The organism is Clostridia bacterium (assembly GCA_034926675.1).
Classification (GTDB): Bacteria; Bacillota; DTU025; order DTU025; family DTU025; genus JAYFQW01.
The window spans coordinates 97267-119732 of record JAYFQW010000023.1; the positions used below are offsets into that span (position 1 = coordinate 97267).

Consider the following 22466-nt stretch of genomic DNA (forward strand, 5'->3'; position numbering starts at 1 on the left):
TGCGCCTTGGCAACTGACCCGCTCGGATCAGCACAGCGCCGCTATATTGTGGAGCTGAGAGTGAACCTCACTATCGTGGAATACGCCGCGTTCGGATTCTCAAGCGCCAGGTCATCCATACCAAGCATCTGCCTGAGACTGATCTGCAACAGTTCATGCATCTCGCCCGTGGGACCACCTGTTTTGACAACTGCAGGCGTAGTGCTCAATGCAGCGAACGGCAGGCCTTCCCGACTCCATTCCAGTGGAGCTTTGAGAGCCCTCGGCCCTGCGGACGCCGGCTGTTCCTTCATGTTGGGCACATCGGATTGTATCATTAGCGAGTATGGAACGTTCGCCTGGACAGTGAGATCTATCGCGTCCTCCAGAATGTTCTCGCCAGGCGCGAGCCCATTCCACGTGAGAATGGCCCCACCTGTGGTCAGTAGGACAGACGGAACCACCTTGGCCATCACCTGGATCTCCCCGTCCAATACTGGAGCGCCATGGCAGGCATTGCCGGCCCACGCCAGGAGTGCTGCTCCGATCAGCACGGTCAGGATTCGCTTTCGCCTCGCAAGCGAGTTCAACATATGACAAACCCCCTCCCTACTTGGACCCTCATTCAGCGTTGCACGCGGACGCCACGCATCTGAGGTCCTTTCAGAAAGGGGTTTTCGCCCAGTTCCAAATTCTTCCTCTAACACTTATGGGCGATTTCCCATCGCCTATGCTGGTGATAATCTGAATATCGCTGCGGCATTGGCGGCAGTCGCTGCCTCCACCTCGGTTACGGGAACGTTCTTGAGCTCAGAGATCCTGCGAACCACCTCTACCACATAGGCAGGCTCGTTGCGCTCTCCCCTGTAGGGGCTAGGAGGGAGATATGGCGAGTCCGTTTCCACAAGCATGCGTTCAAGAGGGACCGCAGCGGCTGCCTCGATCAGGCGCCGCGAGTTCCGATAGGTGACTGGACCTGCGAAGGAGATGTAGCATCCCAGCCTCATCAGGTCGGAAGCCATCTCACTGCTGCCTGAGTAGCAGTGCATAACCACAGCCGGCAAGTTTGGAGCGTACTCCCGGAGCATCTCCAGTGTGTCATGGTGAGCATCCCTGTTGTGTATCTCCACCGGAACTCCCATTTCGCGGGCCAGCTCAAGCTGGGAACGGAACACGCGCAACTGCTGGTCGCGGGGGGAAAGGTCCCTGTAGTAGTCTAGGCCGATTTCTCCGATCCCAACCACCTTCGGAAGCGAAAGCAGCTCGGCCACGGTCGCGATCTCCGCGTCCCCCACTCCAGATGCATCGTGAGGATGAATGCCGACCAGTGCATATACCTCCGGATGTGCTCCTGCGTTGGATACGGCCATCTGCGATGACTGCAGATTGTAGCCAGGGTTGATCACCGTGCCGACTCCAGCAGCGTGCGCCCTCTCGAGAACCGCCCGCACCCCTTCAGAGTACGCGGCATCATCTAGGTGCGCGTGGGAATCCACGATCAAGCCTACTTCACCTTGCTTCCAGGAGGGATCAGTCTCTCCGGGCTTATCAATGCCAGCTGCCTCGGCTCCCCATTCGTTGAGGCAGCGAGGAGCATTCCGTAGGACATCTCTCCTCGAAGCTTCGCCGGCTTCAGGTTGGCCACCACCACAACCTGCTTGCCCACCAGCTCCTCCGGCGCGTAGTGCTGCGCAATACCGGCCACTATCTGCCTCTTCTCCGATCCGAGATCCATTTGGACCCGGAGAAGCTTGTCGGAGCCTGCAATTCGTTCAGCCTCAATCACCGTGGCCACCCGGAGCTCAACCTTCGCGAAGTCCTCGATCGCGATGGTATTCTGGCCCTCCGGTGAAACACTCGGAGCAGGCTGATGAGCAGGAGGCACAGGGATCTTGGATCCTGCAGATGCCCCGGAGACCGCGGAATTCGCCTCGACGAGCTTCGTATCCACCCTCGGAAAAACGGGATTGCCTCGCCTAACCACAGTGCCAGGGGCAAGCCCGCCCCAAGCCGTCGCTTCCCAACCCGCGTCTGTGGGACTCCCGTCGAGCCCGAGCTGATGCCAGATCTCGCAGGATGCCCTGGTTATCACTGGCGAAATCGCAATGCAGACAACCCTCAGGCTCTCCGCGAGGTTGTAGAGGACGGTCCCAAGCCTTCTCATGCCCTGTTCAGTCTTGGCAAGGCTCCACGGGGCCTCGGAATCAATGTACTTGTTCCCGGCATCCACCAACCTAAACAGTTGCTCCAGTCCTTCCTGGAAGGCAAGGCGATCGAAGGCGTCGGCGCACTTCTCGATGACCTCCGCCGCAAGCTCAGGTATCTTCTTGTCCGCATCTCCCCACTCTCCAGGGGCCGGCACGGCGCCATCAGCAAACTTGTTGATCATCGCAGTCGTCCTGCTCAACAGGTTTCCTAGGTCATTTGCAAGATCAGCGTTGATCCTGTAAATGAAATCGGATCTGGAGAAATCCCCATCCTGCCCAAACGGCACCTCGCGAAGGAGAAAATACCTCAGTGAGTCCACGCCGAACTCGCTTACGTACTCCTGCGGCTTTACGACGTTCCCCTTCGACTTCGACATCTTCTCCCCTTCCACAGTCCACCAGCCATGGCCGAACACCTTCTTGGGCAGAGGCATGCCCAAAGACATGAGCATGGCAGGCCAGATCACCGCGTGGAACCTCACGATCTCCTTGCCCATCATGTGAAGATCGGCAGGCCAGTATTTGGCGAATCTCGCGGGGTCATCATGATAGCCTATGGCCGTTAGGTAGGTCGAAAGCGCATCGACCCAGACGTAGATCACATGTTTCGGCTCAAATGGGACAGGAATTCCCCACTTGAACGTGGTTCTCGAAACTGAGAGGTCCTCCAAGCCGCCCTTGATGAAGTTCAGCATCTCATTCCGCCTGCTCGTAGGCTGTATGAAATCCGGGTTAGCCTCAATATGAGCAAGCAGCCGATCCTGGTATTTCGATAGGCGGAAGAAGTAGCTCTCCTCTTTTATCCATTCAACAGGGCGACCGCAATCCGGGCAATTCCCGGAAACCAGATCGGCTTCTGGGAAGAACGCTTCACATGGGGTACAGTACCATCCATCGTAGCTGCCCATGTAGATGTCGCCCGAATCGTACAGCCTTTGGAAAACGTCCTGCGCCACACGGACATGATCCTCATCAGTGGTGCGCACGAAATTGTCGTTCGAAATGTCGAGCCTCTTCCACAGATCCCGGAACGCGGCCGACACCTTGTCGGTGTATTGCTTAGGAGTTTCGCCCTTCGCCTGTGCGGCTCTGTCGATCTTCTGGCCGTGCTCATCGGTTCCGGTGATGAACGACACATCGAACCCCCTGAGCCTCTTGTATCGAGCCAGCACATCGCAGGCAATTGTGGTGTAGGCGTGCCCAATATGCGGCACATCGTTGACATAGTATATCGGCGTAGTGACGTAGAACGGCTGTTTTGTCATTTTATAGTCCTCCAGTGGCGTTCGGGAATGCTGACGGTCCCGAATCAACTCGACTATACCTTGCGTTCTTCGGAGCTGTCAAGGAATTCCTTGCTGTTGAAAGAGACGACCGAACGTGGTATTTTAGTGCGGAGGTGAAAACAATGCCCACCCGCATATGCCATCGCAATGCGCTCAAATGCGTGCCCGGCACTGGGTTGCGACCACACTCCAGCGTCACCGCCATGGCTGCAGTGATCATGATCGCCATTGCAGTCGCCTTTCTGGGAACGGGAGTCGTCGCCGATGCATCCGAATCTCAGGTTCTCGGCGCGTTGTCGCTTGCCTCCGCCAGGACCAACAGCTCTTTCCTTGAGATCACATACGGAGATAGCTTCTCCTTCAAGGTTCCACTAGATGCCGGGTATGTGGTATACGAGCGCAATGATGGCAGAGGCGCGCGCCACCTGTGCCTCGCCCGCTACAACGCCGCGGGCATGGAGTTCGAGGCTGTGGTGGACATGTTTCCATTGGACATGGAGCTGCTATCGCCCCTAGACATACTTGCCAGGAGTATCCTTGTTTCGGGTCAGAAGACAAGAATTGTCCATTCGGACAAAATCGAAGCCGCAGGACTTCCGGGGTTGGACATTTCCATGCAAGGTATAGCCTATGATCGGTACATGCCCGTTGGAGAGATGCGGGTGGTTCTCCTTACGGACTTCACCATGGGAATGAGCTTCACCCTCGTAGAGCACCAGGCAAATGCGGAGATTCATAGGGCGGCCCTTGACGATCTGATATCCACTGTTGTTCTTCACCAGAGGACGAGTGCGGACCCGGTTCAATGACGCACGGCTAGGCATCGCCCGACGTCAAGACTGTGACATCTGCCTGTAAAGCACAGAAATGCTACTAGTTGTGTCCAAATGGACAATGAACCACCCGAGGAATTGTGAACATGCTACTTGACTCCTCTTGGAAAGATTCCTATTATATGTTTGTAGACTATTGTCGAACTATGTTGAAGGGGGGCTGCGAAAATGAAATCCACGGGCATCGTCCGAAAGGTGGACGAACTCGGCCGAGTCGTAATACCCATCGAACTACGGAGAACGTTGCAGATCGCGGAGAAGGACTCTCTTGAGATCTACGTTGACGGCGAGAAGATCATCCTGAAGAAGTACGAACCAGCCTGCATCTTCTGTGGCAACGCTGATGGCATCCGAATCTTCAAGGATAAGAACATCTGCAAGGAGTGTTTCGACCTCATGAAGAGCGTTGGCTAGCCCAACGTGGAGGGCGCTAGCGTTCGGCCAATCGGGTGGGAGGGGGCGCCGTGGGCGCCCCTTCGCTCATCCGAAATATATCTGTCGCACCTCAGCTGTGTACTGCCCGTCCACTCCGTATAGGATAAGGGGGGGCATCACCAGGAGGTCTGCGCTCATATCGCGAACCGCCTCCACCAAAACCATCATCGGCGGGGCATCAGCCCTCGCCTGAACGAACCGCAGTCTTCTGGGCTCCAAATTGGCGCCGCGCATTGCGACAAGCAGGTCCACAAGCCTAGCTGGGCGATGAACCATGGCCAGCCGACCCCTGGATTTCACCAGCTTGCCGGCAGCGCCCACCACGTCCTGAAGTGTGCAAGCGACCTCGTGCTTCGATACTACCTTGCCATCGTCGAGGTTCACCATTCCCCGATCTAGCTTGATGTATGGAGGATTGGAGAGAGCCACATCGAAGGAATCGGGGCCGAACACCGCAGCAGCATTCTTCAGATCATCGTGGATGATCCGGATCTTGTCGCAAAGCCCATTGAGCTCTACACTGCGGCGCGCCATGTCAGCCATGTCTCCTTGGATCTCTATTCCCACAATCTCCGATGGGGCGCGCCTTGCCCACACAAGGAGGGGAATCACGCCGGTCCCCGACCCAAGGTCTATGCAGCGGTCTCCCTGTTTCACCGTGGCGAAATCCGACAGGAGCACTGCGTCCATGGAGAACCTGAACTTCGCCGGATTCTGGATGATCACCAGTCCCGAACGTTGCAGGTCATCCACGCGTTCATGTTCATAGACCATGGCATCGCGCTTGCCATTCCCGTCCGAATCGCCGCCGTTCACAGCTGAGTCACTCTCCATCGGCCATTGGTCCTCCGCCCATGACGGGCTCGCCCGCGGGCGTAGCCTCGCAGTCGGGAATCGACAGCCTCTGGCCGTTCTCTAGTTGCACTGTGAGACTACGCGTCTCGGGATCAATCGAAAGGACCTTCCCCAAGCCTGAAGGAGTGACAACCTTGGCCCCAATATCCGGAACACTCGCTTTCGCGCAACGATACGCAGAGGATTCGAACTTGAGACAGCACATCAGCCTGCCGCATATGCCCGATATCTTCGTCGGGTTGAGCGACAGGTTCTGCTCCTTGGCCATCCTGATGGACACAGGCTCGAAATCCCCAAGAAACGTCGAGCAACATAGGGGACGCCCGCACGGCCCAAGGCCGCCGAGCATCTTGGCCTCGTCCCTGACCCCGATCTGCCGGAGCTCGATCCTGGTGCGGAAGACCGACGCTAGGTCCCGGACGAGTTCTCGAAAATCAACGCGTCCGTCGGCAGTGAAGTAAAATACGATCTTGCTGCCATCGAAAGTGTACTCCACATCAACGAGTTTCATGGGCAGATCATGAGCTGCTATCTTCTGCAGGCCGACTTCCATGGCGCGTTTCGCCTTTTTCTCGTTCTCCGTCACCTGCCGCCTATCCTCATCAGACGCGATGCGAATTACCTTCTTGAGAGGCTGCACGATGTCCTCATCGGGAACGGACTTCGGCCCCACCACAGCCTCCCCGAGTTCAACACCGCGCGCGGTTTCCACAATCACCTCCACCTCAGAGGGAATCTCCATATCTCCAGGGTCGAAGTAGTACACTTTTCCCGCTTTCTTGAACCTGACGCCAACCACATTGACCATAGGCCACCCTCTCACAAAACCAAAGCTATACTCAGAAACAGGTCGTCCATGGCGAGGCGCACGTTTGCATTGGCCCTGATGGCCTCAGCGGTTCTCACGGCGTGCGCTGCCCATTCACTGAACACTCCAGATTCGTGCCTCTGGGCATCATCCAGCATGGCAGTAAGATAATCAGAGTTCATCACCAATTCCTCGTCACCAGTCGCCCGGAGCAAGAAAAGATCTCTGAACCAGGCGGCGATCACGTTGCACACCCCAGACGGACTGGCAATCGTTGCAGCCTCTGTTGAGGCGTCATCCTCAGCTGCCTTTCCTGATGCCTTCTTCACGCACTCCAGAATCTCCTCTGACGCCGCCAGAGCATCGGCGCCATCTCCACATCCTGCCAGCTTCCGCGCCGTGGATATTATGAGATCTCTCGTCTCGAAATACTCAGCGTCCGATGCAAGCCTCACCACGCGGCCAGGAAGGCCTCCGGAGAGCCTCGCTAGGAAGCGCGCCCGTTCCTTTGTCAGGCCGAGTTGTTCAATTGCCCAGGCTGATAGCACGTTCACCGGCAAACACGTCATTCTCACCCTGTGGCATCTTGAAGCGACCGTGGGAAGGAGGGCGGCTGGACTCTCTGCAGTAAGGATGATCAGAGCGTGACCTGGCGGCTCCTCAAGCACCTTGAGCAGACAATTCTGAGCCTCCTCCGTCATAAGATCAGCTCGCCTGATCACCCAGGTTTTCAGCTCTGCTTCGTTCGGCCTCAGGGAAATCCTCGACTGCATTTCGCGGATCTGCGATATCTTGATGCTGCCCCCATCGGGGGAGATTGTGGAGAAATCAGGATGACTGCCACGAATGATCTTCTCACAATTAGTGCATTCGCCGCAGTAGCCAAGGCGAAACTCCTCGCCAGGCCGTGAAGTGCAGTTGGCAGAGAGAGCAAGCCTGGTCGCCAGGAGTGTTCTGCCGCTCCCACGGGGCCCCCAAAGGAGATAGGCATGTGACAGTTTCTGTGAAGAGAGTTCCATATCCAGCAGGCGGATGGCGTCACTGTGTCCCACAATCTCAGAGATTCGCATCAGGCCGCACCTCCCTGGCGCGATCCTCCAGAAACCTCGCGACTGAAGCGTAGATCTCCTCGTGGACCTCATCTACTCGTCGTCTCGCGACGCACACTACCCGGAACCTCTCAGGTTCACGAGATGCAAGGCTGAGATACGCGGCCCGGACAGCTCCGTGAAACTCGATCTTCCTAGCCTCTATCCTGTCAGCATCACGGCAGCCTGTGACCCGTTCCACACCGATCCGAGGATCGACATCGAGTAGAACTGTGAGGTCCGGCTTTAGTCCACCAGTGGCGATGCTGTTGACTACGGTCACAGACTCGATGTCCATCCCAAGCCCGTACCCCTGGTATGCAAGGCTTGAGTCCACGAACCTCTCCGCGATCACCACCTGCCCACGGGCAAGCGCTGGCAGGATCACCTCAGCAACATCCTGAGCACGGTCAGCCGCGTACAGGAGAAACTCAGCGGTGCCGCACATCCCGGAAGACCCGGTGTCGAGGATAATATCCCGTATCCTCTGTCCAATTCCGGTGCCGCCTGGCTCATGGGTTCGAACTACATCATATCCCTCCGCCGCTAGGCGGCGGGCGAGAAGCCCAGCCTGTGTGGTCTTCCCGCCCCCATCAGGGCCTTCGAGAGTTATGAAAGCCCCTCGCGTCAGCATCAGCGTTTCCCATCTTTCACCACGGTCACGATGAGCTGTCCATCAGAGCCAAACGACAGACCACGGAAAGCGGCGCCCAGAGAGAGCGCCTCCTCTATAACCACCAGGTGGCCCTCGTCAATGACTTCGCCGGGGTACAGAAGGGGTATTCCGGGTGGATAGGGCGCTACAACTTCTGCGCACACCCTGCCCGCCGCTTCAGCGATGTTCGCAAGCTCATGTGCAGCCAAAGTGGCCTGCCGCGGCAGAAGCGCACGTTCGGCGGATGCAAACAGATGCTTGGTGAAAACCGCCTGCGCTCCAGCTGCGCCCCTCACAAGCTTGCGGCTGCTGGCGCCGGCGCCTGAACAATTGTCGGCGCCCGTGCAAGAGCAGCACCCCGTCGCTTCACGCTCGCGCCTCGCCTCATCGGCGATCCTGATCACGGCGTCAACCAGATTGTCGATAGTCTCCTCAGTGTCGCCGTAGGTCACGAACGCGATCACGTTCTCGAGGTCGGCGAGCTCAACTCTGACGTTGCACTCATCGATCAGCCGGTTCTTTAGATCATAGCCAGCCACGCCCAGATCGATAAGGGAGATAGTTAGCTTGAGTGTATCCATGGAGGGTTTGGATAGGACTCTCACTCCTGGCACGGAAGCCAGTCGCTGCCGCGCCCTAGCCGACAGCTTCACGGCATAATCGATCAGCTCACGCCCCCGCATCCTCACAACAGTCGCAGCGATGTCGAGCGAAGTCATGAGAATATACGATGGGCTCGTGGACTGTAGAATAGCCAGCATCCGCTGGACACGGTCTGGGTGGACTCGCTCACCCTTTATGTGCAGCATGGAGCTGCCGGTAAACGATCCGAGCATCTTGTGCGTGCTCTGGACTACCATGTCCGCCCCGCAGTCCAGCCCAGACAAAGGAAGATCGTCGTGGAAGTGAATGTGCGGACCATGAGCCTCGTCGACCAACAACGGGATGTCCCTGTCATGACACAGTTTCACAAGTGGAGCTAGGTCCTCAGCTATTCCATAGTAGTTGGGCCTGGTGATAAGGCACGCCTTTGCATCAGGATTTTCCTCGAGGGCCTGCGCATATGCCTCCGGCCTCACGCCCAAGCTCACGCCCCATTCCGGATCGATATCCGGATACACGAACACGGGAACCAATCCGAACAGAATCACGGCTCCAATGACTGATAAGTGCGCATCGCGGGGTATGACGATTTTCTGCCGCTCTTTGCACGTAGTCATCACCATCGCATGAACGCCCGCCGTGGTTCCATTAGTGAGGAAGAAGGTCCTGTCGGCGCCAAAGGCCTCCGCTGCCAGGTCCTGCGCACGCTTTATGCATCCTGAAGGCGAGTGGAGATTGTCCATGCCTCGCGTCTCGGTGATGTCCATCGCGAGCAGGTTGGCCTTGAATGCCTCGGCAACCTCTGGCGGATAACCCAGTCCGCCCTTGTGGCCAGGCATGTGGAAACGAACCGCATGCTGGTTCACATAACCCAGCAGTGTCTGGAAAAGCGGGGCATCGAACTCCTCGAGAGGAATATCAAGAAGGTTTGAGATGCTCTCGTTGGTGGTAGACACTTCCGATCTTATCTTCTCCTTTGCACCGCCGAACGGCGGTTACTAGGACGACATCGCCCTTGACTCGAACACGTGTTCGTGCTAACATCTGGTTAGTGAACGCATGTTCTCCAAATGCGCCATGGGCGAAGGGGGCATCAACAATGAAAGGCGCGGTTCACATCTACACCACCACTGTGCCGCCTGGTCCGTCCGAAATGTGGCAGGCCGTCGCCCTAATGCAGAGGCCCAACGGCCGGTCAGTATCGGAGTTCATCGAGCCGATACGGGATCCGGGCAATGCTGATAGCCGCATTGCTGCCTACGCGGCTATCCTGCTCGCCCTGGCAGTAGGGCGAAAACATGGCGCGAACAGTGCCGTTATCTACTCCGATGATCCACTGACAATCGAGGCGTTGAACAAGCGTGCAAGGGTGGTTCCGGGAGCTATCGGCCTGTATCTGCAGGCCAGGGCCTTTGCGCACTCCTACAGAAGGAGCGAGTTCCGGTACGCGGCCTATCCCACAATCAGCGATCTGCCGGTCATGACTGTCGGCTGCTGAAGCCCCATCAACTGCAGTATCGTAGGGGCAACGTCAGCGAAATCGCCGTCATCACGCAGCTCGGTCACATCCGTGCAGGCAAGTATGAACGGCACTCGATTCAGCGAGTGCGCGGTGTTAGGCTGCCCAGTCGCGGGATCCACCATTTCATCAGCGTTACCGTGATCGGCGGTAATGATCATCGCTCCGGAGGCACTTCGCACCGCATCCCACACCTGTCCTAGGCAGCTGTCGACCACCTCGACCGCTGCCACCGTCGCATCACGTTTGCCCGTGTGGCCAACCATATCGCCATTGGCGAAATTCACGATGACGAAATCGTATATCCCAGAGCGGATTCTCTCCGTCACCTCGGCGGCGACTCCCCTCGCGCTCATCTCTGGTGCAAGGTCGTAAGTGGCAACCTTCGGCGATGGCACAAGCACCCTATCCTCCATGGCGAACGGCTCCTCGCGGCCCCCATTGAAAAAGAAAGTCACATGGGCGAACTTCTCGGTCTCTGCCGCATGAAGTTGGGACTTGCCCGCTTTCGACAGGACCTCAGCGAGAGTATCCGAGGGCTCGGGGACAGAAAACGCAACCGCGATGCCGGCATCGAGATACTTCATCATGCACACATAGTGTACGCAAGGCCGTGCGCCGCGGTCGAACCCAGTGAAGTCCTCGAAGTTGAAGGCGCCGGTGAGCTGCCTCGCCCTGTCACCGCGAAAATTGAAGAATATGACGGAGTCACCATCGCGAACAGCCCCAACTGGTGAGCCATCGTGATTACATATGACCACCGGTTCTACGAACTCATCGGTCACGCCGTCAGCGTAGGAGTTCCTCACCGCGTCCAGGGCCGAGTGGGCCGTCCGGCCCTTGCCATGGACTATGGCATCCCACGCAAGTTTGGTCCTGTCCCACCGATTGTCCCGATCCATCCCGTAGTATCGGCCGCTCACCGTGGCTATTTCGCCAACGCCTATCTCAGCAATCTTGGCCTCCAGAGCCTCGACGAAACCTTCCGCGCTGGACGGAGGCACATCGCGACCATCTAGGAACGCATGCACATACACACGTTCCACGCCTAGGTTGCGGGCCATCTGCAGTAGCACGTAGATGTGATTCTGATGAGAGTGCACCCCTCCAGGCGAAACTAGGCCCATCAGGTGTAGTGCTCTGTTAGCCTTCACGGCATTCTGCATAGCGTCCACTAGGACCTCGTTTCTCTGGAACTCACCCGTTTCGATGAGGTGATTCAGATATGTCAGGTCCTGATAGACGATGCGGCCCGCGCCGAGGCACAGGTGGCCGACTTCTGATCCACCCATCTGCCCGTCCGGAAGCCCAACCGAACGGCCGTGGGCCGGAAGAGTCGTGTGAGGGCACTGCTTTTGCAGTCTCTTGAAGTTCGGAGTGCAGGCAACCGAGATAGCATCATCGGCGCCGCCATCTCCAACTCCCCATCCATCCAAGATCACAAGGGCAACTGGCCGGTAGTGATTCATCGAGCTAGCACCCCCAGAGGCAGGCTGTCCTCTCGAACAGCAGAACTATCGTATCACATGCACCCTGGTCCATCAACACCGCCTGCACGGGCTGCCTGCACGACGCACGGCCTGGGTGACCAGCGCCACGTGCTTTGATGCAGCAGCCGGCCGCCTGGTGGACCCTGCCATGACGCCGCCCTGGCTGGCTCAGATCGGCCTTGACACACCATTGAGATCCGCCGGCCCGCTTTTATGCAGGCCGGCGGATCTCTCGCTGTTCAAAGGCGCCTATGTATGAGGGTGGCTGGCGCGGCAAGGCTGCTCTTCCATCTACTTGATGAAGGAGAGAGTAGCTATCACCGACGAGAACACAATCGAGACCATCGAGATCAGCTTTATGAGGATGTTGAGAGACGGTCCCGAGGTATCCTTGAACGGATCGCCCACGGTATCGCCAACAACGCTGGCCTTGTGTGCCTCAGAGCCCTTCCCGCCGAGCTCGCCCGATTCAATGTACTTCTTAGCATTATCCCACGACCCGCCGGCGTTCGCCATCATGACGGCCATCATGAAGCCAGTAACGACGGTGCCGACGAGAAGCCCGCCAACCCCGTTCGGGCCGAGGAAGATGCCAGTAAGAATCGGCGCGATTACAGCTATCAGCGAGGGAAGCACCATCTCCTTCTGCGCTGCAGCTGTGCATATATCTACACACCTAGCATAGTCAGGCTTGGCCTTGGCCTCCATGAGACCAGGTATCTCCTTGAACTGCCTACGAACTTCCACCACGATGCCCTGCGCAGCGCGGCCCACGGCCTGCATCGTGAGGGCAGAGAATACGAACGGAAGCATGCCTCCAATGAATAAACCAACCAACACCGGTGGATCCATGAGGCTGAATACGAACTTCGCCTCGGGGAGTATGGCGGCAATCTGATCTCGATACGCGGCAATGAGGGCCAGGGCAGTGAGAGCCGCAGAGCCTATGGCGAATCCCTTACCCGTGGCAGCAGTGGTGTTGCCCAGCGAATCCAGCGCATCAGTGCGCTCACGGACAGACGCAGGCATCCCTGCCATCTCAGCGACCCCACCGGCATTGTCGGCAACCGGGCCATACGCGTCGGCAGCAAGGGTAATCCCTAGAGTCGAGAGCATTCCCACAGCCGAAATGGCAATTCCGTAGAGGCCCATCGTCTCGCTTGCGGCGCCCCCTGCCACAAAGTAGCTAACCAGCACCGCCGCTCCTACGACCAGAATGGGGAGCGCCGTGGATATCATGCCCACCGACATGCCTGAGATAATGACTGTCCCCGGACCCGTGAGGGCGGACTGAGCTACGAGTCTGGTTGGAGCGTGGTCAGCAGAGGTGTAGTATTCAGTAACGAGCCCAATAGCCACACCAGATACGAGACCAGCAATGACTGCCCAGTACACCCCCATGTGCTCAGGTCCGAGAGTCGAGCGTATAAGGATCCAGGCAGCTATGACAATTATGATTGCGCTTGTGTTGACGCCGCGGCGCAGCGCAGCTAGAAGGGCAGACTGCTCAGTTTTCTCGCCGGTGCGAACGAGGAAACTGCCGACGACTGCGGCCAGTACTCCGATGGATGCAAGAACCAGCGGCAGCACAACCCAGTTGATTCCAAGCTTGAGTGATGCACCTAGAGCTGCTGTAGCGACAATCGATCCCACGTACGACTCATACAGATCAGCACCCATCCCAGCCACGTCGCCAACGTTGTCGCCGACGTTATCCGCTATTACCGCAGGATTGCGCGGATCGTCCTCTGGGATCCCCTTCTCGACCTTGCCGACCAGGTCAGCCCCTACATCGGCCGCCTTGGTGAATATCCCACCGCCAACCCTGGCGAACAGAGCCATCGAACTCGCACCCATGCCCGAAGTAAGCAGGGCCGATGTGACCGTGGACAGACGCATGGCAGCATCCGCTATTGGCTGGACAGAAGTGTAGTACCATGTGAGTCCAAAGTACCAGATAGAAAGGTGGACCAGTGACAGTCCCACCACAGTGAGACCCATTACGGAACCTGACGCGAACGCAACTCGAAGCCCTTCATTGAGACTCCTTGAGGCAGCCTGCGCCGTCCTGGCGTTGGAGTTGGTCGCGGTGCTCATCCCTATATACCCGGCAAGCCCTGAGAAGAACCCGCCACTGAGGAATGCAAATGGAGTGAAGTAGCTTAGGTGACCAGTGCCTGCAAGCACCAACAGAACGAGAAACATCACGGCAAAAAACAGAACAACACCACGATACTGGCGGCTCAGGTAGGCCCTTGCGCCCTCCCTAATTGCCTCAGAGATGTGACGCATCTCCTCCGATCCTTCGTCCTTGTGGCTTATCACTGCTGAGAAGTACCCTGCAACTGCAAGCGCAATGACAGCGCTCACCGGAACCAAGAACGCCAATGACCCGAAATCCATCAACGCCTCCGCCCGAAAAACGATTTCCGGGCGTTCACCCTCCCTCCATAGGTGCCTTGATTCTGCCAGCTACCTTCATACACGATAGCATAGAAGGGACTTCCCAGTCAAACCATCTCGTTCCTGCCTGCATCGCAGTTCGGTTCAGCACTATTCAAACATAGTCTGGCATTCCTCGGCTTGCTGCTGGGATGCCATCTCCCTTCGGCAGCCTCCTGCCCGGTTCGAGATTGAGCGCCGCCTTGATACTATGTCAAGAGCTTACAGTGCATTCCCCTTGAGCAGGGCTTTCGCACTACCCTGTCGCGTACAGCGCCGAGTGGTCTCTCGGGCCCCTAACCCGATTGGAGAAAGTGCGGGGTATGATGTATCATCGAGTTGAGGGGTTTGGCCGAGTGCATAGCAGGCACGAGTCCCGAACGATCGTGGAAGCCCATGAAGTGAACATTGTATACATGAGACACTACAACGAACAACGGGCACAGGGGAGTCCCTATTGCATGGCGCCCAGAGACTTCAGCAAGGGGTTCACTGAGGGGACTGTGACGGCTAGACTCTTCGCAGTGTGAAACCTGATTCGGTGAGCATTCGACGTCACACGCGACCACGGTATCAATACGATTTGAGGAGCGGTGCAATCGAGATGAGTTGTTCGAATAGTGTCAGTTTTAGGGTGGAGAGGGATTTTATCGGGGAAAGGGAAGTGCCGAAACAGGCCTTGTACGGCATTCAGTCACTCCGTGGAAGTGAGAACTTTCACATCACAGGGCAGAGAATGCATCGCGGGCTCGTTGTCGGGCTGGCCATGGTGAAGAAGGCGGCGGCACTCGCCAATGCGGAACTCGGCTATCTGTCGCCCGAAGTCGGATCTGCCATAGCGGCGGCAGCTGACGAGATCATCGCCGGCAAGCATCTGGACGAGTTCATCGTCGACGCCATACAGGGCGGCGCCGGTACATCCATGAACATGAACGCCAACGAGGTTCTGGCCAACAGGGCAAGTGAGATTCTCGGGGGCGAGAAAGGCGCAAATAGCCTTGTGAGCCCGCTCAACCATGTGAACCTCGGGCAGTCCACCAACGATGCGCTTCCTGCTGCTGCAAGAATCGCTCTTCTGACAGAGCTGAAGCCGACCGTCAAAGCCCTCCGCGAGCTGGCTGCGGCCCTTCGCAACAAGGGCGAAGAGTTCAAGGATGTCCCGAAAATGGGGCGGACTCACCTGCAGGATGCCGTTCCGATAACTCTCGGACAGGAGTTCCATGCGTGGGCCAAAGCTATAGGCCGCGATGTGGAGAGAATCGAGTATTCGGGCAAGGGTCTGGAGTGGGTCAACCTGGGAGGCACCGCTGTGGGCACAGGCCTCAATGCCGACGCCGAGTATATACGTCTTGCCGTCAACCAGCTCTCCAAGATCAGCGGCTACGACCTGAAGTCTCCTGAGGATCTTGTTGACGCTACACAGAACCTTGACACTGTGGCATTCGTATCCGCCTGTCTGAAGGTCTGTGCGATCAACCTGATCAAGATCGCCAATGACATCAGGCTGCTCGCCTCCGGACCCATGGCCGGGCTTTACGAGATTCGATTGCCCGAGGTTCAGCCCGGATCGTCTATCATGCCAGCCAAAGTCAACCCAGTTATCGCCGAGGTTGCCAATCAGGTCGGATTCAACATCCTCGGCAACGACCTCGCCGTCACTATGGCAGCGCAGGCCGGGCAGCTCGAGCTGAACGTGTTCCAGCCAGTGATGCTCTACAACCTGCTGGAGTCCATCCAGATACTCGGCAACGTTGCCCGGACATTCAAAGATAAATGCATCGTTGGCATCAAGGCCAACAAGGAGCGCTGCCTGGAGATGGTCGAGGAGGGCGTGGGCATCGCAACTGCCCTGGTTCCGTATATCGGCTACCAGCCTTCCTGCGACATCGCCAAAGAGGCTCGCGCAACGGGCAAGAACGTTCGTGCCCTGGTCATGGAAAGAGGGCTCATGACCGAGCAGGAACTGAGCCACGTATTCGCGCCGTCTAGAATAACAAGGCCCGGAAAGCCGGATCTGGAGTTGAACCGTCACAGAGTGGCTGCTGCCAGCAATGCGTGTGCGACCACCAAGTCCTGACTTGCGTCTCTGTGGATCGCTGACCCATCCAAGCATCAGTCCAGTAGCCGGAACTGCCCCTACGGAGGCAGATAAGGAGGAGTATGCATGTCGCTAAGGGAAGATGCCCTGAAACTTCACAAGGACAACATGGGCAAGATCGAGGTAGTCAGCAAGGTCCCTCTCCGAAACAAGCAGGACCTGAGCCTGGCGTATACCCCCGGCGTCGCTGAACCGTGCAAAGAGATCAACGCCGATCCCGACAAGATCTACGACTACACCAACAAGGGGAACATGGTGGCTGTGATCACCAACGGCACGGCCGTACTGGGCCTAGGCGATATCGGCGCAGGAGCCGGAATGCCTGTCATGGAAGGGAAGGCGGTTCTCTTCAAGGGGTTTGCCGCAGTAGACGCGTTCCCGATCTGCCTGGACACAAAGGATCCTGATGAGATAGTCATGATAGTTAAGCGCCTCGAGCCGACGTTTGGCGGCATCAACCTGGAGGATATCTCGGCGCCGACATGTTTCGAGGTTGAGAACAAACTCAAGAAGATCAGCAACATCCCTGTTTTCCATGATGACCAGCATGGCACGGCTATCGTGGTGTGCGCCGCGATGATCAGCGCGCTCAAGCTCGTAGGAAAAAAGGCATCGGAGGTCAGGGTAGTCGTTAACGGGGCCGGAGCGGCAGGCATCGCCGTGACGAAGCTACTGATGACAGTAGGCGTGAAGAACGCGATTCTGTGCGACTCCAAGGGCGCCATCTACGAGGGCAGGCCATTCGGCATGAACCCGTACAAGGACGAGATCGCCTCGATCACCAACAGGAACAAGCTTCAGGGTCAGCTTGCGGAGGTCATCCGGGACGCCGATGTCTTCATCGGCCTTTCTGCAGCAGGCTGCGTGACCCGAGAGATGGTGGCCAGCATGGCTAAGGATGCCATCATCTTTGCGATGGCCAACCCGGTGCCGGAGATCATGCCCGATGAGGCCAGGGCCGGCGGAGCAAAGGTCATCGCGACAGGAAGGTCCGACTTCCCCAACCAGATCAACAACGTCCTGGCTTTCCCGGGCCTCTTCCGCGGCGCGCTGGATGCACGGGCAAGCGCCATCAACGAGGAGATGAAACTGGCTGCAGTCTACGCCATCAGCAACATCGTGACTGAGAGCGAGCTGAACCCGGATTACATCATCCCTGGCCCCTTCGATACGAGAGTGGCCCCAGCCGTGGCTGCCGCAGTTGCCAAGGCGGCGATGGAAACCGGCGTTGCCAAGCTCAAGGTTTGCCCCGAGGAGATAGCTGCCCACACCGTCAAGATGGTCGAAGCGGTCAGGACTGCGTGGAAGTAACGGAGGCCGTCGACCGGCAGCACGTCCGGGCTTGGGCCGTGCTGCGGTCGACAATTGCCTGACCAGACAGTCAGTTTCGTGACAAGGAGGGTGACGAGATGGGGTGCGCGAAATCCAGAGTCATTCCAGCAGGCGAAATCACAAACGCAATGGAGAAGCTGTGCATCAGCGCTTGCTGCAATCTCCCGGAAGAAAACCTCAAGAGGATAGAGGCGTTCGCCGCCACTGAGGAGTCGGAGGTAGGGCGGCAAGTGCTCGAGATGATACTGGAAAATCACCGCCTTGCGGCCAGGGAGCAGAGGCCCGCGTGTCAGGACACGGGGGTGGCGGTGGTCTTCCTTGAAATGGGGCAGGATGTCAGGATCGAGGGAGGCGACCTTGCCGCAGCCATCAACGAGGGCGTGCGGCGCGGTTACGAGAAGGGTTGCCTGAGAAAATCTGTGGTGTCGGAACCGTTGTTTGAGCGCAGGAACACCCGCGACAACACGCCGGCCATCATCCACACCGATATTGTCCCGGGCGACAAGCTCAAGATCACTCTAGCGCCCAAAGGCGGCGGAGCCGAGAACATGAGCGGCATTGCCATGATGATTCCAGCAGCAGGCGTCGAGGGCGTTCGGAAGTTCGTGATCGATCAGGTTCGCAAGGCCGGACCCAACCCGTGCCCGCCGATCGTAGTGGGCGTAGGAGTGGGCGGCAACTTCGAAACCGCCCCTCTGCTTGCCAAGAAGGCGCTTGTGCGCCCCATGGGAAGCAAGAACCCCAATCCCGCATATGCGGCCTTGGAGGATGAGCTTCTTGAGGCCATAAACAAGCTGGGGATCGGGCCGCAGGGACTGGGCGGCAGCACGACTGCACTGGCTGTGCACGTGGAATACGCACCGTGTCACATCGCCAGCCTGCCAGTGGCAGTCAACTTGAACTGCCACGTGTCGCCGCACCAGAGCATCACCTTGTAAGCAGGGGAGGGAGAGAGCGAAATGGCAAAGCGGATTACCACCCCGCTGGACGAGGAGACTGTGGCGCGCCTGAAAGCAGGAGATCAGGTGTTGCTGTCAGGCGTGGTGTATACGGCCAGAGACGCGGCTCACAAAAGGCTTATTGCTCTTATCGAGGAAGGAAAGGAGCTTCCGATTGATCTTCAGGGGCAGGTCATCTACTATGTCGGGCCTGCGCCGGCCAAACCTGGGAATCCAATCGGCTCGGCCGGCCCCACCACCAGCGGACGCATGGATCCCTATGCTCCAACGCTTATGGAGCACGGCATGAAAGGCATGATCGGCAAAGGAATGCGGTCCAAGGATGTTAGGGACGCCATGATCCAGCATCGCGCAGTCTACTTCGCCGCGGTGGGCGGAGCGGGGGCGCTTGCGGCCAAGAGGATCAAGTCGGCGGAGGTCGTTGCCTACGAGGATCTTGGGCCTGAGGCCATCCGCAAGCTGTACGTGGAGGACCTTCCGCTGTTCGTCATCAACGACATCTACGGCGACGATCTCTACGAACAGGGAGTCGCGAAGTACCGGAAGGACTAGCGTCATCAGAGGCGAGCCTGGCAAATGGTCGCGAGCCCCGTGCCGAGCACGCAATCGATCTGCTGTCTAGCCTTGTGTCCATAATCGGTTCGGTAATGAAGCGCGAGGCCGTAGCCTGGCGCTTCATTATAAAGAAAGATCCGGCGGCGACCTACTCTCCCAGGCCGTTGCCAGCCAAGTACCATCGGCGCTGGAGGGCTTAACTACTGTGTTCGGAATGGGAACAGGTGTGACCCCTCCGCCATTGCCACCGGAAAACCTATTCAGCTGTATTAGGCACATGCCCTTTGACAACCGCATATCGGATGAGCGTCTTTAGGATTTCGCGCAAGGTCAAGCCCTCGACCCATTAGTACCGGTCAGCTAAGAACGTTGCCGCTCTTACACATCCGGCCTATCAACCTTGTCTTCTTCAAGGAGTCTTACCAGGTAACCCTGTGGGAGATCTCATCTTGGGGCCGGCTTCGCGCTTAGATGCTTTCAGCGCTTATCCGATCCATACTCGGCTATCCGGCTGTGCCACTGGCGTGACAACCGGTCCACCGGCGGTATGTCAATCCCGGTCCTCTCGTACTAGGGACCGTTCCCCTCAAATCTCCTACGCCCACGACAGATAGGGACCGAACTGTCTCACGACGTTCTGAACCCAGCTCGCGTGCCGCTTTAATGGGCGAACAGCCCAACCCTTGGAACCTACTTCAGCTCCAGGATGCGACGAGCCGACATCGAGGTGCCAAACCTCCCCGTCGATGTGGACTCTTGGGGGAGATAAGCCTGTTATCCCCAGGGTAGCTTTTGTCCGTTAAGCGATGGCCCTTCCACTCGGAATCCACCTGATCACTAAGCCCGACTTTCGTCCCTGCTCGACATGTTCGTCTCGCAGTCAAGCTCCCTTCTGCCTTTGCACTCTTCGCGCGATTTCTAACCGCGCTGAGGGAACCTTGGGGCGCCTCCGTTACCTTTTAGGAGGCGACCGCCCCAGTCAAACTGCCCACCTGAGATTGTCCTGCTCCCGGTTTCACGGGATCCAGTTAGAACTCCAGCAAAACAAGGGTGGTATCCCAACGTTGGCTCCACGCGCACTTGCGTCCGCGCTTCTCCGCCTCCCACCTATCCTGTACATGCCCTGCCAAAATCCAATCTCAGGCTACAGTAAAGCTCCATGGGGTCTTTCCGTCTGGTCGTGGGTAACCCGTATCTTCACGGGTATTTACAGTTTCGCCGAGTCCCTCGTCAAGACAGCGCCCAAGTCGTTACGCCATTCGTGCAGGTCGGAACTTACCCGACAAGGAATTTCGCTACCTTAGGACCGTTATAGTTACGGCCGCCGTTCACCGGGGCTTCGGTTCTGGGCTTCGCATTGCTGCTGACTCATCCCCTTAACCTTCCGGCACTGGGCAGGCGTCAGCCCCTATACTTCGTCTTGCGACTTAGCAGAGACCTGTGTTTTTGGTAAACAGTCGCTCGGGCCGTTTCTCTGCGGCCCCCTCAGGCTTCAGCCGTGTAGGCCTATACCCTAATGGGGCGCCCCTTCTCCCTAAGTTACGGGGTCATTTTGCCGAGTTCCTTAACGAGGGTTCTCTCGCGCGCCTTAGGATTCTCTCCTCGCCTACCTGTGTCGGTTTGCGGTACGGGCGCCTGATCACTCGCTAGCGGCTTTTCTCGGCAGCTTGGGATCGACCAGTTCCGCGGACGTATCCGCACCCCATCGCGTCTCGGGCTTTCGCACCGCGGATTTCCCTACGGCGCACCCTACTCGCTTGGACAGGCTATTCCATCAGCCTGCTGTGTCTACCCTTCTGCGTCCCCGCTTCGCTCAAACGCGATCGAGGCAGCACTGGAATCTCAACCAGTTGTCCATCGCCTACGCGTTTCCGCCTCGGCTTAGGCCCCGGCTTACCCTGAGAGGACGAACCTTCCTCAGGAAACCTTAGGCTTCCGGCGGGCAGGATTCTCACCTGCCTTTTCGCTACTCATACCGGCATTCTCACTTCCCTGCCGTCCACACGTCCTTACAGTCGTGCTTCCACCAGCAGGCAACGCTCCCCTACCATCCCATTCGAGATCCGCGGCTTCGGTTGACAGCTTAAGCCCCGTACATTTTCGGCGCAGCCCCACTTGACCAGTGAGCTATTACGCACTCTTTGAATGAATGGCTGCTTCTAAGCCAACATCCTGGTTGTCTGGGCGGTTCCACATCCTTAACCACTTAGCTGTCAATTTGGGACCTTAGCCGGCGGTCTGGGCTGTTTCCCTCTCGACTATGAAGCTTAGCCCCCACAGTCTGACTCCCGAGCATCTCCTTACGGCATTCGGAGTTTGAAAGGGGTCGGTAACCTTTCAGGGCCCCTTACCCGATCAGTGCTCTACCTCCGTAAGCTTAAACTCGAGGCTAGCCCTAAAGCTATTTCGGGGAGAACCAGCTATCTCCGGGTTCGATTGGCATTTCACCCCTATCCACAGCTCATCCCATAGTTTTTCAACACTAATGAGTTCGGGCCTCCATGCGACTTTACTCGCACTTCACCCTGGCCATGGATAAATCACCCGGTTTCGGGTCTACAGCATACGACTTTTCGCCCTTTTAAGACTCGCTTTCGCTTCGGCTCCGCGTCATCCGCTTAACCTTGCCGCATACCGTAACTCGCCGGTCCGTTCTACAAAAAGTACGCGGTCAGGCTGGCTTGCGCCATAGCCCTCCCACTGTTTGTAGGCATCACGGTTTCAGGTACTATTTCACTCCCCTTCCGGGGTGCTTTTCACCTTTCCCTCACGGTACTAGTTCACTATCGGTCGCCAGGTAGTATTTAGCCTTGGGAGGTGGTCCTCCCAGCTTCCCGCGGGATTCCTCGTGTCCCGCGGTACTCAGGATACGGCCCATCCGCCGCGCATCCCCCTTCGCCTACGGGGCTTTCACCCTCTGTGGCCCGCCGTTCCAGGCGGTTCCGCTGAAAGATGCGCTATCCGGACGGAGCCCTGCAGGACTCCTCGACCGCTCCTACAACCCCATCCGCGCAACGCCTGCAGGCTATCACGCGCGCATGGTTTAGGCTCCTCCCCTTTCGCTCGCCACTACTCGGGGAATGCATCATTGTCTCTTTTCCTCGGGGTACATGAGATGTTTCAGTTCCCCCGGTTCCCTTCCATGGCCTATGTATTCAGCCATGGATGCCGCGGCATTCCCCGCGGCGGGTTTCCCCATTCGGAAATCCTCGGTTCAAACGCTTGCTTGCAGCTCGCCGAGGCTTATCGCAGCTTGCCACGTCCTTCATCGGCTCCTGGCGCCAAGGCATCCACCGTGTGCCCTTAGTAGCTTGACCTTACA

At 57.8% G+C, this 22466-nt stretch carries 17 protein-coding genes and 2 rRNA genes; 7 read left to right on the forward strand and 12 right to left on the reverse strand.

Annotation, left to right across the window (positions count from 1 at the left end; translation table 11 throughout):
* Positions 1–41: 41 nt before the first annotated feature.
* The 3 genes from VB144_07095 to metG all read right to left on the reverse strand — a co-directional run bounded on the left by VB144_07095 (position 42) and on the right by metG (position 3451).
* Positions 42–572, reverse strand: a complete 531-nt coding sequence (locus VB144_07095; GenBank protein MEA4883406.1) for a hypothetical protein — start codon at positions 570–572, stop codon at positions 42–44.
* A 135-nt stretch (positions 573–707) separates the two neighbouring features.
* Positions 708–1475: a TatD family hydrolase gene (locus VB144_07100; GenBank protein ID MEA4883407.1), complete on the reverse strand. Its 768-nt coding sequence runs from the start codon at positions 1473–1475 to the stop codon at positions 708–710.
* An 8-nt stretch (positions 1476–1483) separates the two neighbouring features.
* Positions 1484–3451, reverse strand: coding sequence for a methionine--tRNA ligase (gene metG, locus VB144_07105; GenBank protein MEA4883408.1), 1968 nt, complete (start codon positions 3449–3451; stop codon positions 1484–1486).
* Between the two features lie 143 nt (positions 3452–3594).
* Between metG and VB144_07110 the strand changes: the two genes are divergently transcribed.
* Both VB144_07110 and VB144_07115 read left to right on the forward strand, forming a co-directional pair.
* Positions 3595–4281, forward strand: coding sequence for a hypothetical protein (locus VB144_07110; protein ID MEA4883409.1), 687 nt, complete (start codon positions 3595–3597; stop codon positions 4279–4281).
* A 192-nt stretch (positions 4282–4473) separates the two neighbouring features.
* Complete coding sequence (locus VB144_07115; protein ID MEA4883410.1) at positions 4474–4719, forward strand: AbrB/MazE/SpoVT family DNA-binding domain-containing protein; 246 nt, start codon at positions 4474–4476, stop codon at positions 4717–4719.
* Positions 4720–4785: 66 nt separating this feature from the next.
* On the opposite strand, the gene VB144_07120 is transcribed toward VB144_07115, so the two are convergent.
* From VB144_07120 to VB144_07140, 5 genes are read right to left on the reverse strand one after another with little or no spacing between them, the layout of a single operon-like run.
* Complete coding sequence (locus tag VB144_07120) at positions 4786–5574, reverse strand: tRNA1(Val) (adenine(37)-N6)-methyltransferase (protein ID MEA4883411.1); 789 nt, start codon at positions 5572–5574, stop codon at positions 4786–4788.
* Complete coding sequence (locus VB144_07125; GenBank protein ID MEA4883412.1) at positions 5564–6403, reverse strand: stage 0 sporulation family protein; 840 nt, start codon at positions 6401–6403, stop codon at positions 5564–5566. The genes VB144_07120 and VB144_07125 overlap by 11 nt, the downstream gene beginning before the upstream one ends.
* A gap of 11 nt (positions 6404–6414) precedes the next feature.
* A complete protein-coding gene (holB, locus tag VB144_07130; protein MEA4883413.1) occupies positions 6415–7473 on the reverse strand; it encodes a DNA polymerase III subunit delta' in 1059 nt (352 codons plus the stop codon).
* A complete protein-coding gene (gene tmk, locus VB144_07135; protein MEA4883414.1) occupies positions 7460–8125 on the reverse strand; it encodes a dTMP kinase in 666 nt (221 codons plus the stop codon). Before tmk ends, holB begins: the two co-directional genes overlap by 14 nt.
* On the reverse strand, positions 8125–9705 hold the full coding sequence (locus tag VB144_07140; protein ID MEA4883415.1) for an aminotransferase class V-fold PLP-dependent enzyme: 1581 nt from the start codon (positions 9703–9705) through the stop codon (positions 8125–8127). Before VB144_07140 ends, tmk begins: the two co-directional genes overlap by 1 nt.
* A 143-nt stretch (positions 9706–9848) precedes the next feature.
* Here VB144_07140 and VB144_07145 point away from each other — a divergent pair, with 143 nt between their 5' ends.
* The gene (locus VB144_07145; protein MEA4883416.1) at positions 9849–10247 is read left to right on the forward strand and encodes a hypothetical protein; all 399 of its coding nucleotides are present in this window, start codon (positions 9849–9851) and stop codon (positions 10245–10247) included.
* Here VB144_07145 and gpmI read toward each other — a convergent pair.
* Positions 10202–11737, reverse strand: coding sequence for a 2,3-bisphosphoglycerate-independent phosphoglycerate mutase (gene gpmI, locus VB144_07150; GenBank protein MEA4883417.1), 1536 nt, complete (start codon positions 11735–11737; stop codon positions 10202–10204). The genes VB144_07145 and gpmI overlap by 46 nt on opposite strands.
* A gap of 312 nt (positions 11738–12049) precedes the next feature.
* Entirely contained in the window at positions 12050–14161 is a 2112-nt protein-coding gene (locus VB144_07155) for a sodium-translocating pyrophosphatase (GenBank protein ID MEA4883418.1), read from the reverse strand.
* 643 nt (positions 14162–14804) lie between these two features.
* Here VB144_07155 and VB144_07160 point away from each other — a divergent pair.
* The 4 genes from VB144_07160 to VB144_07175 all read left to right on the forward strand — a co-directional run bounded on the left by VB144_07160 (position 14805) and on the right by VB144_07175 (position 19141).
* Positions 14805–16277 (forward strand): aspartate ammonia-lyase, encoded by a 1473-nt coding sequence (locus VB144_07160; protein MEA4883419.1) that lies wholly within the window; start codon positions 14805–14807, stop codon positions 16275–16277.
* Positions 16278–16364: 87 nt separating this feature from the next.
* A complete protein-coding gene (locus tag VB144_07165; GenBank protein MEA4883420.1) occupies positions 16365–17609 on the forward strand; it encodes a malic enzyme-like NAD(P)-binding protein in 1245 nt (414 codons plus the stop codon).
* A 98-nt stretch (positions 17610–17707) separates the two neighbouring features.
* Complete coding sequence (locus tag VB144_07170; GenBank protein MEA4883421.1) at positions 17708–18568, forward strand: fumarate hydratase; 861 nt, start codon at positions 17708–17710, stop codon at positions 18566–18568.
* Positions 18569–18589: 21 nt separating this feature from the next.
* Positions 18590–19141 carry a Fe-S-containing hydro-lyase gene (locus VB144_07175; GenBank protein MEA4883422.1) on the forward strand — a complete coding sequence of 184 codons (552 nt, stop codon included), beginning with the start codon at positions 18590–18592 and terminating at the stop codon, positions 19139–19141.
* A gap of 138 nt (positions 19142–19279) precedes the next feature.
* Here the strand turns inward: VB144_07175 and rrf are convergent.
* Positions 19280–19396, reverse strand: a 5S ribosomal RNA gene (rrf, locus tag VB144_07180).
* A gap of 74 nt (positions 19397–19470) precedes the next feature.
* Positions 19471–22461, reverse strand: a 23S ribosomal RNA gene (locus VB144_07185).
* Positions 22462–22466 lie beyond the last annotated feature (5 nt).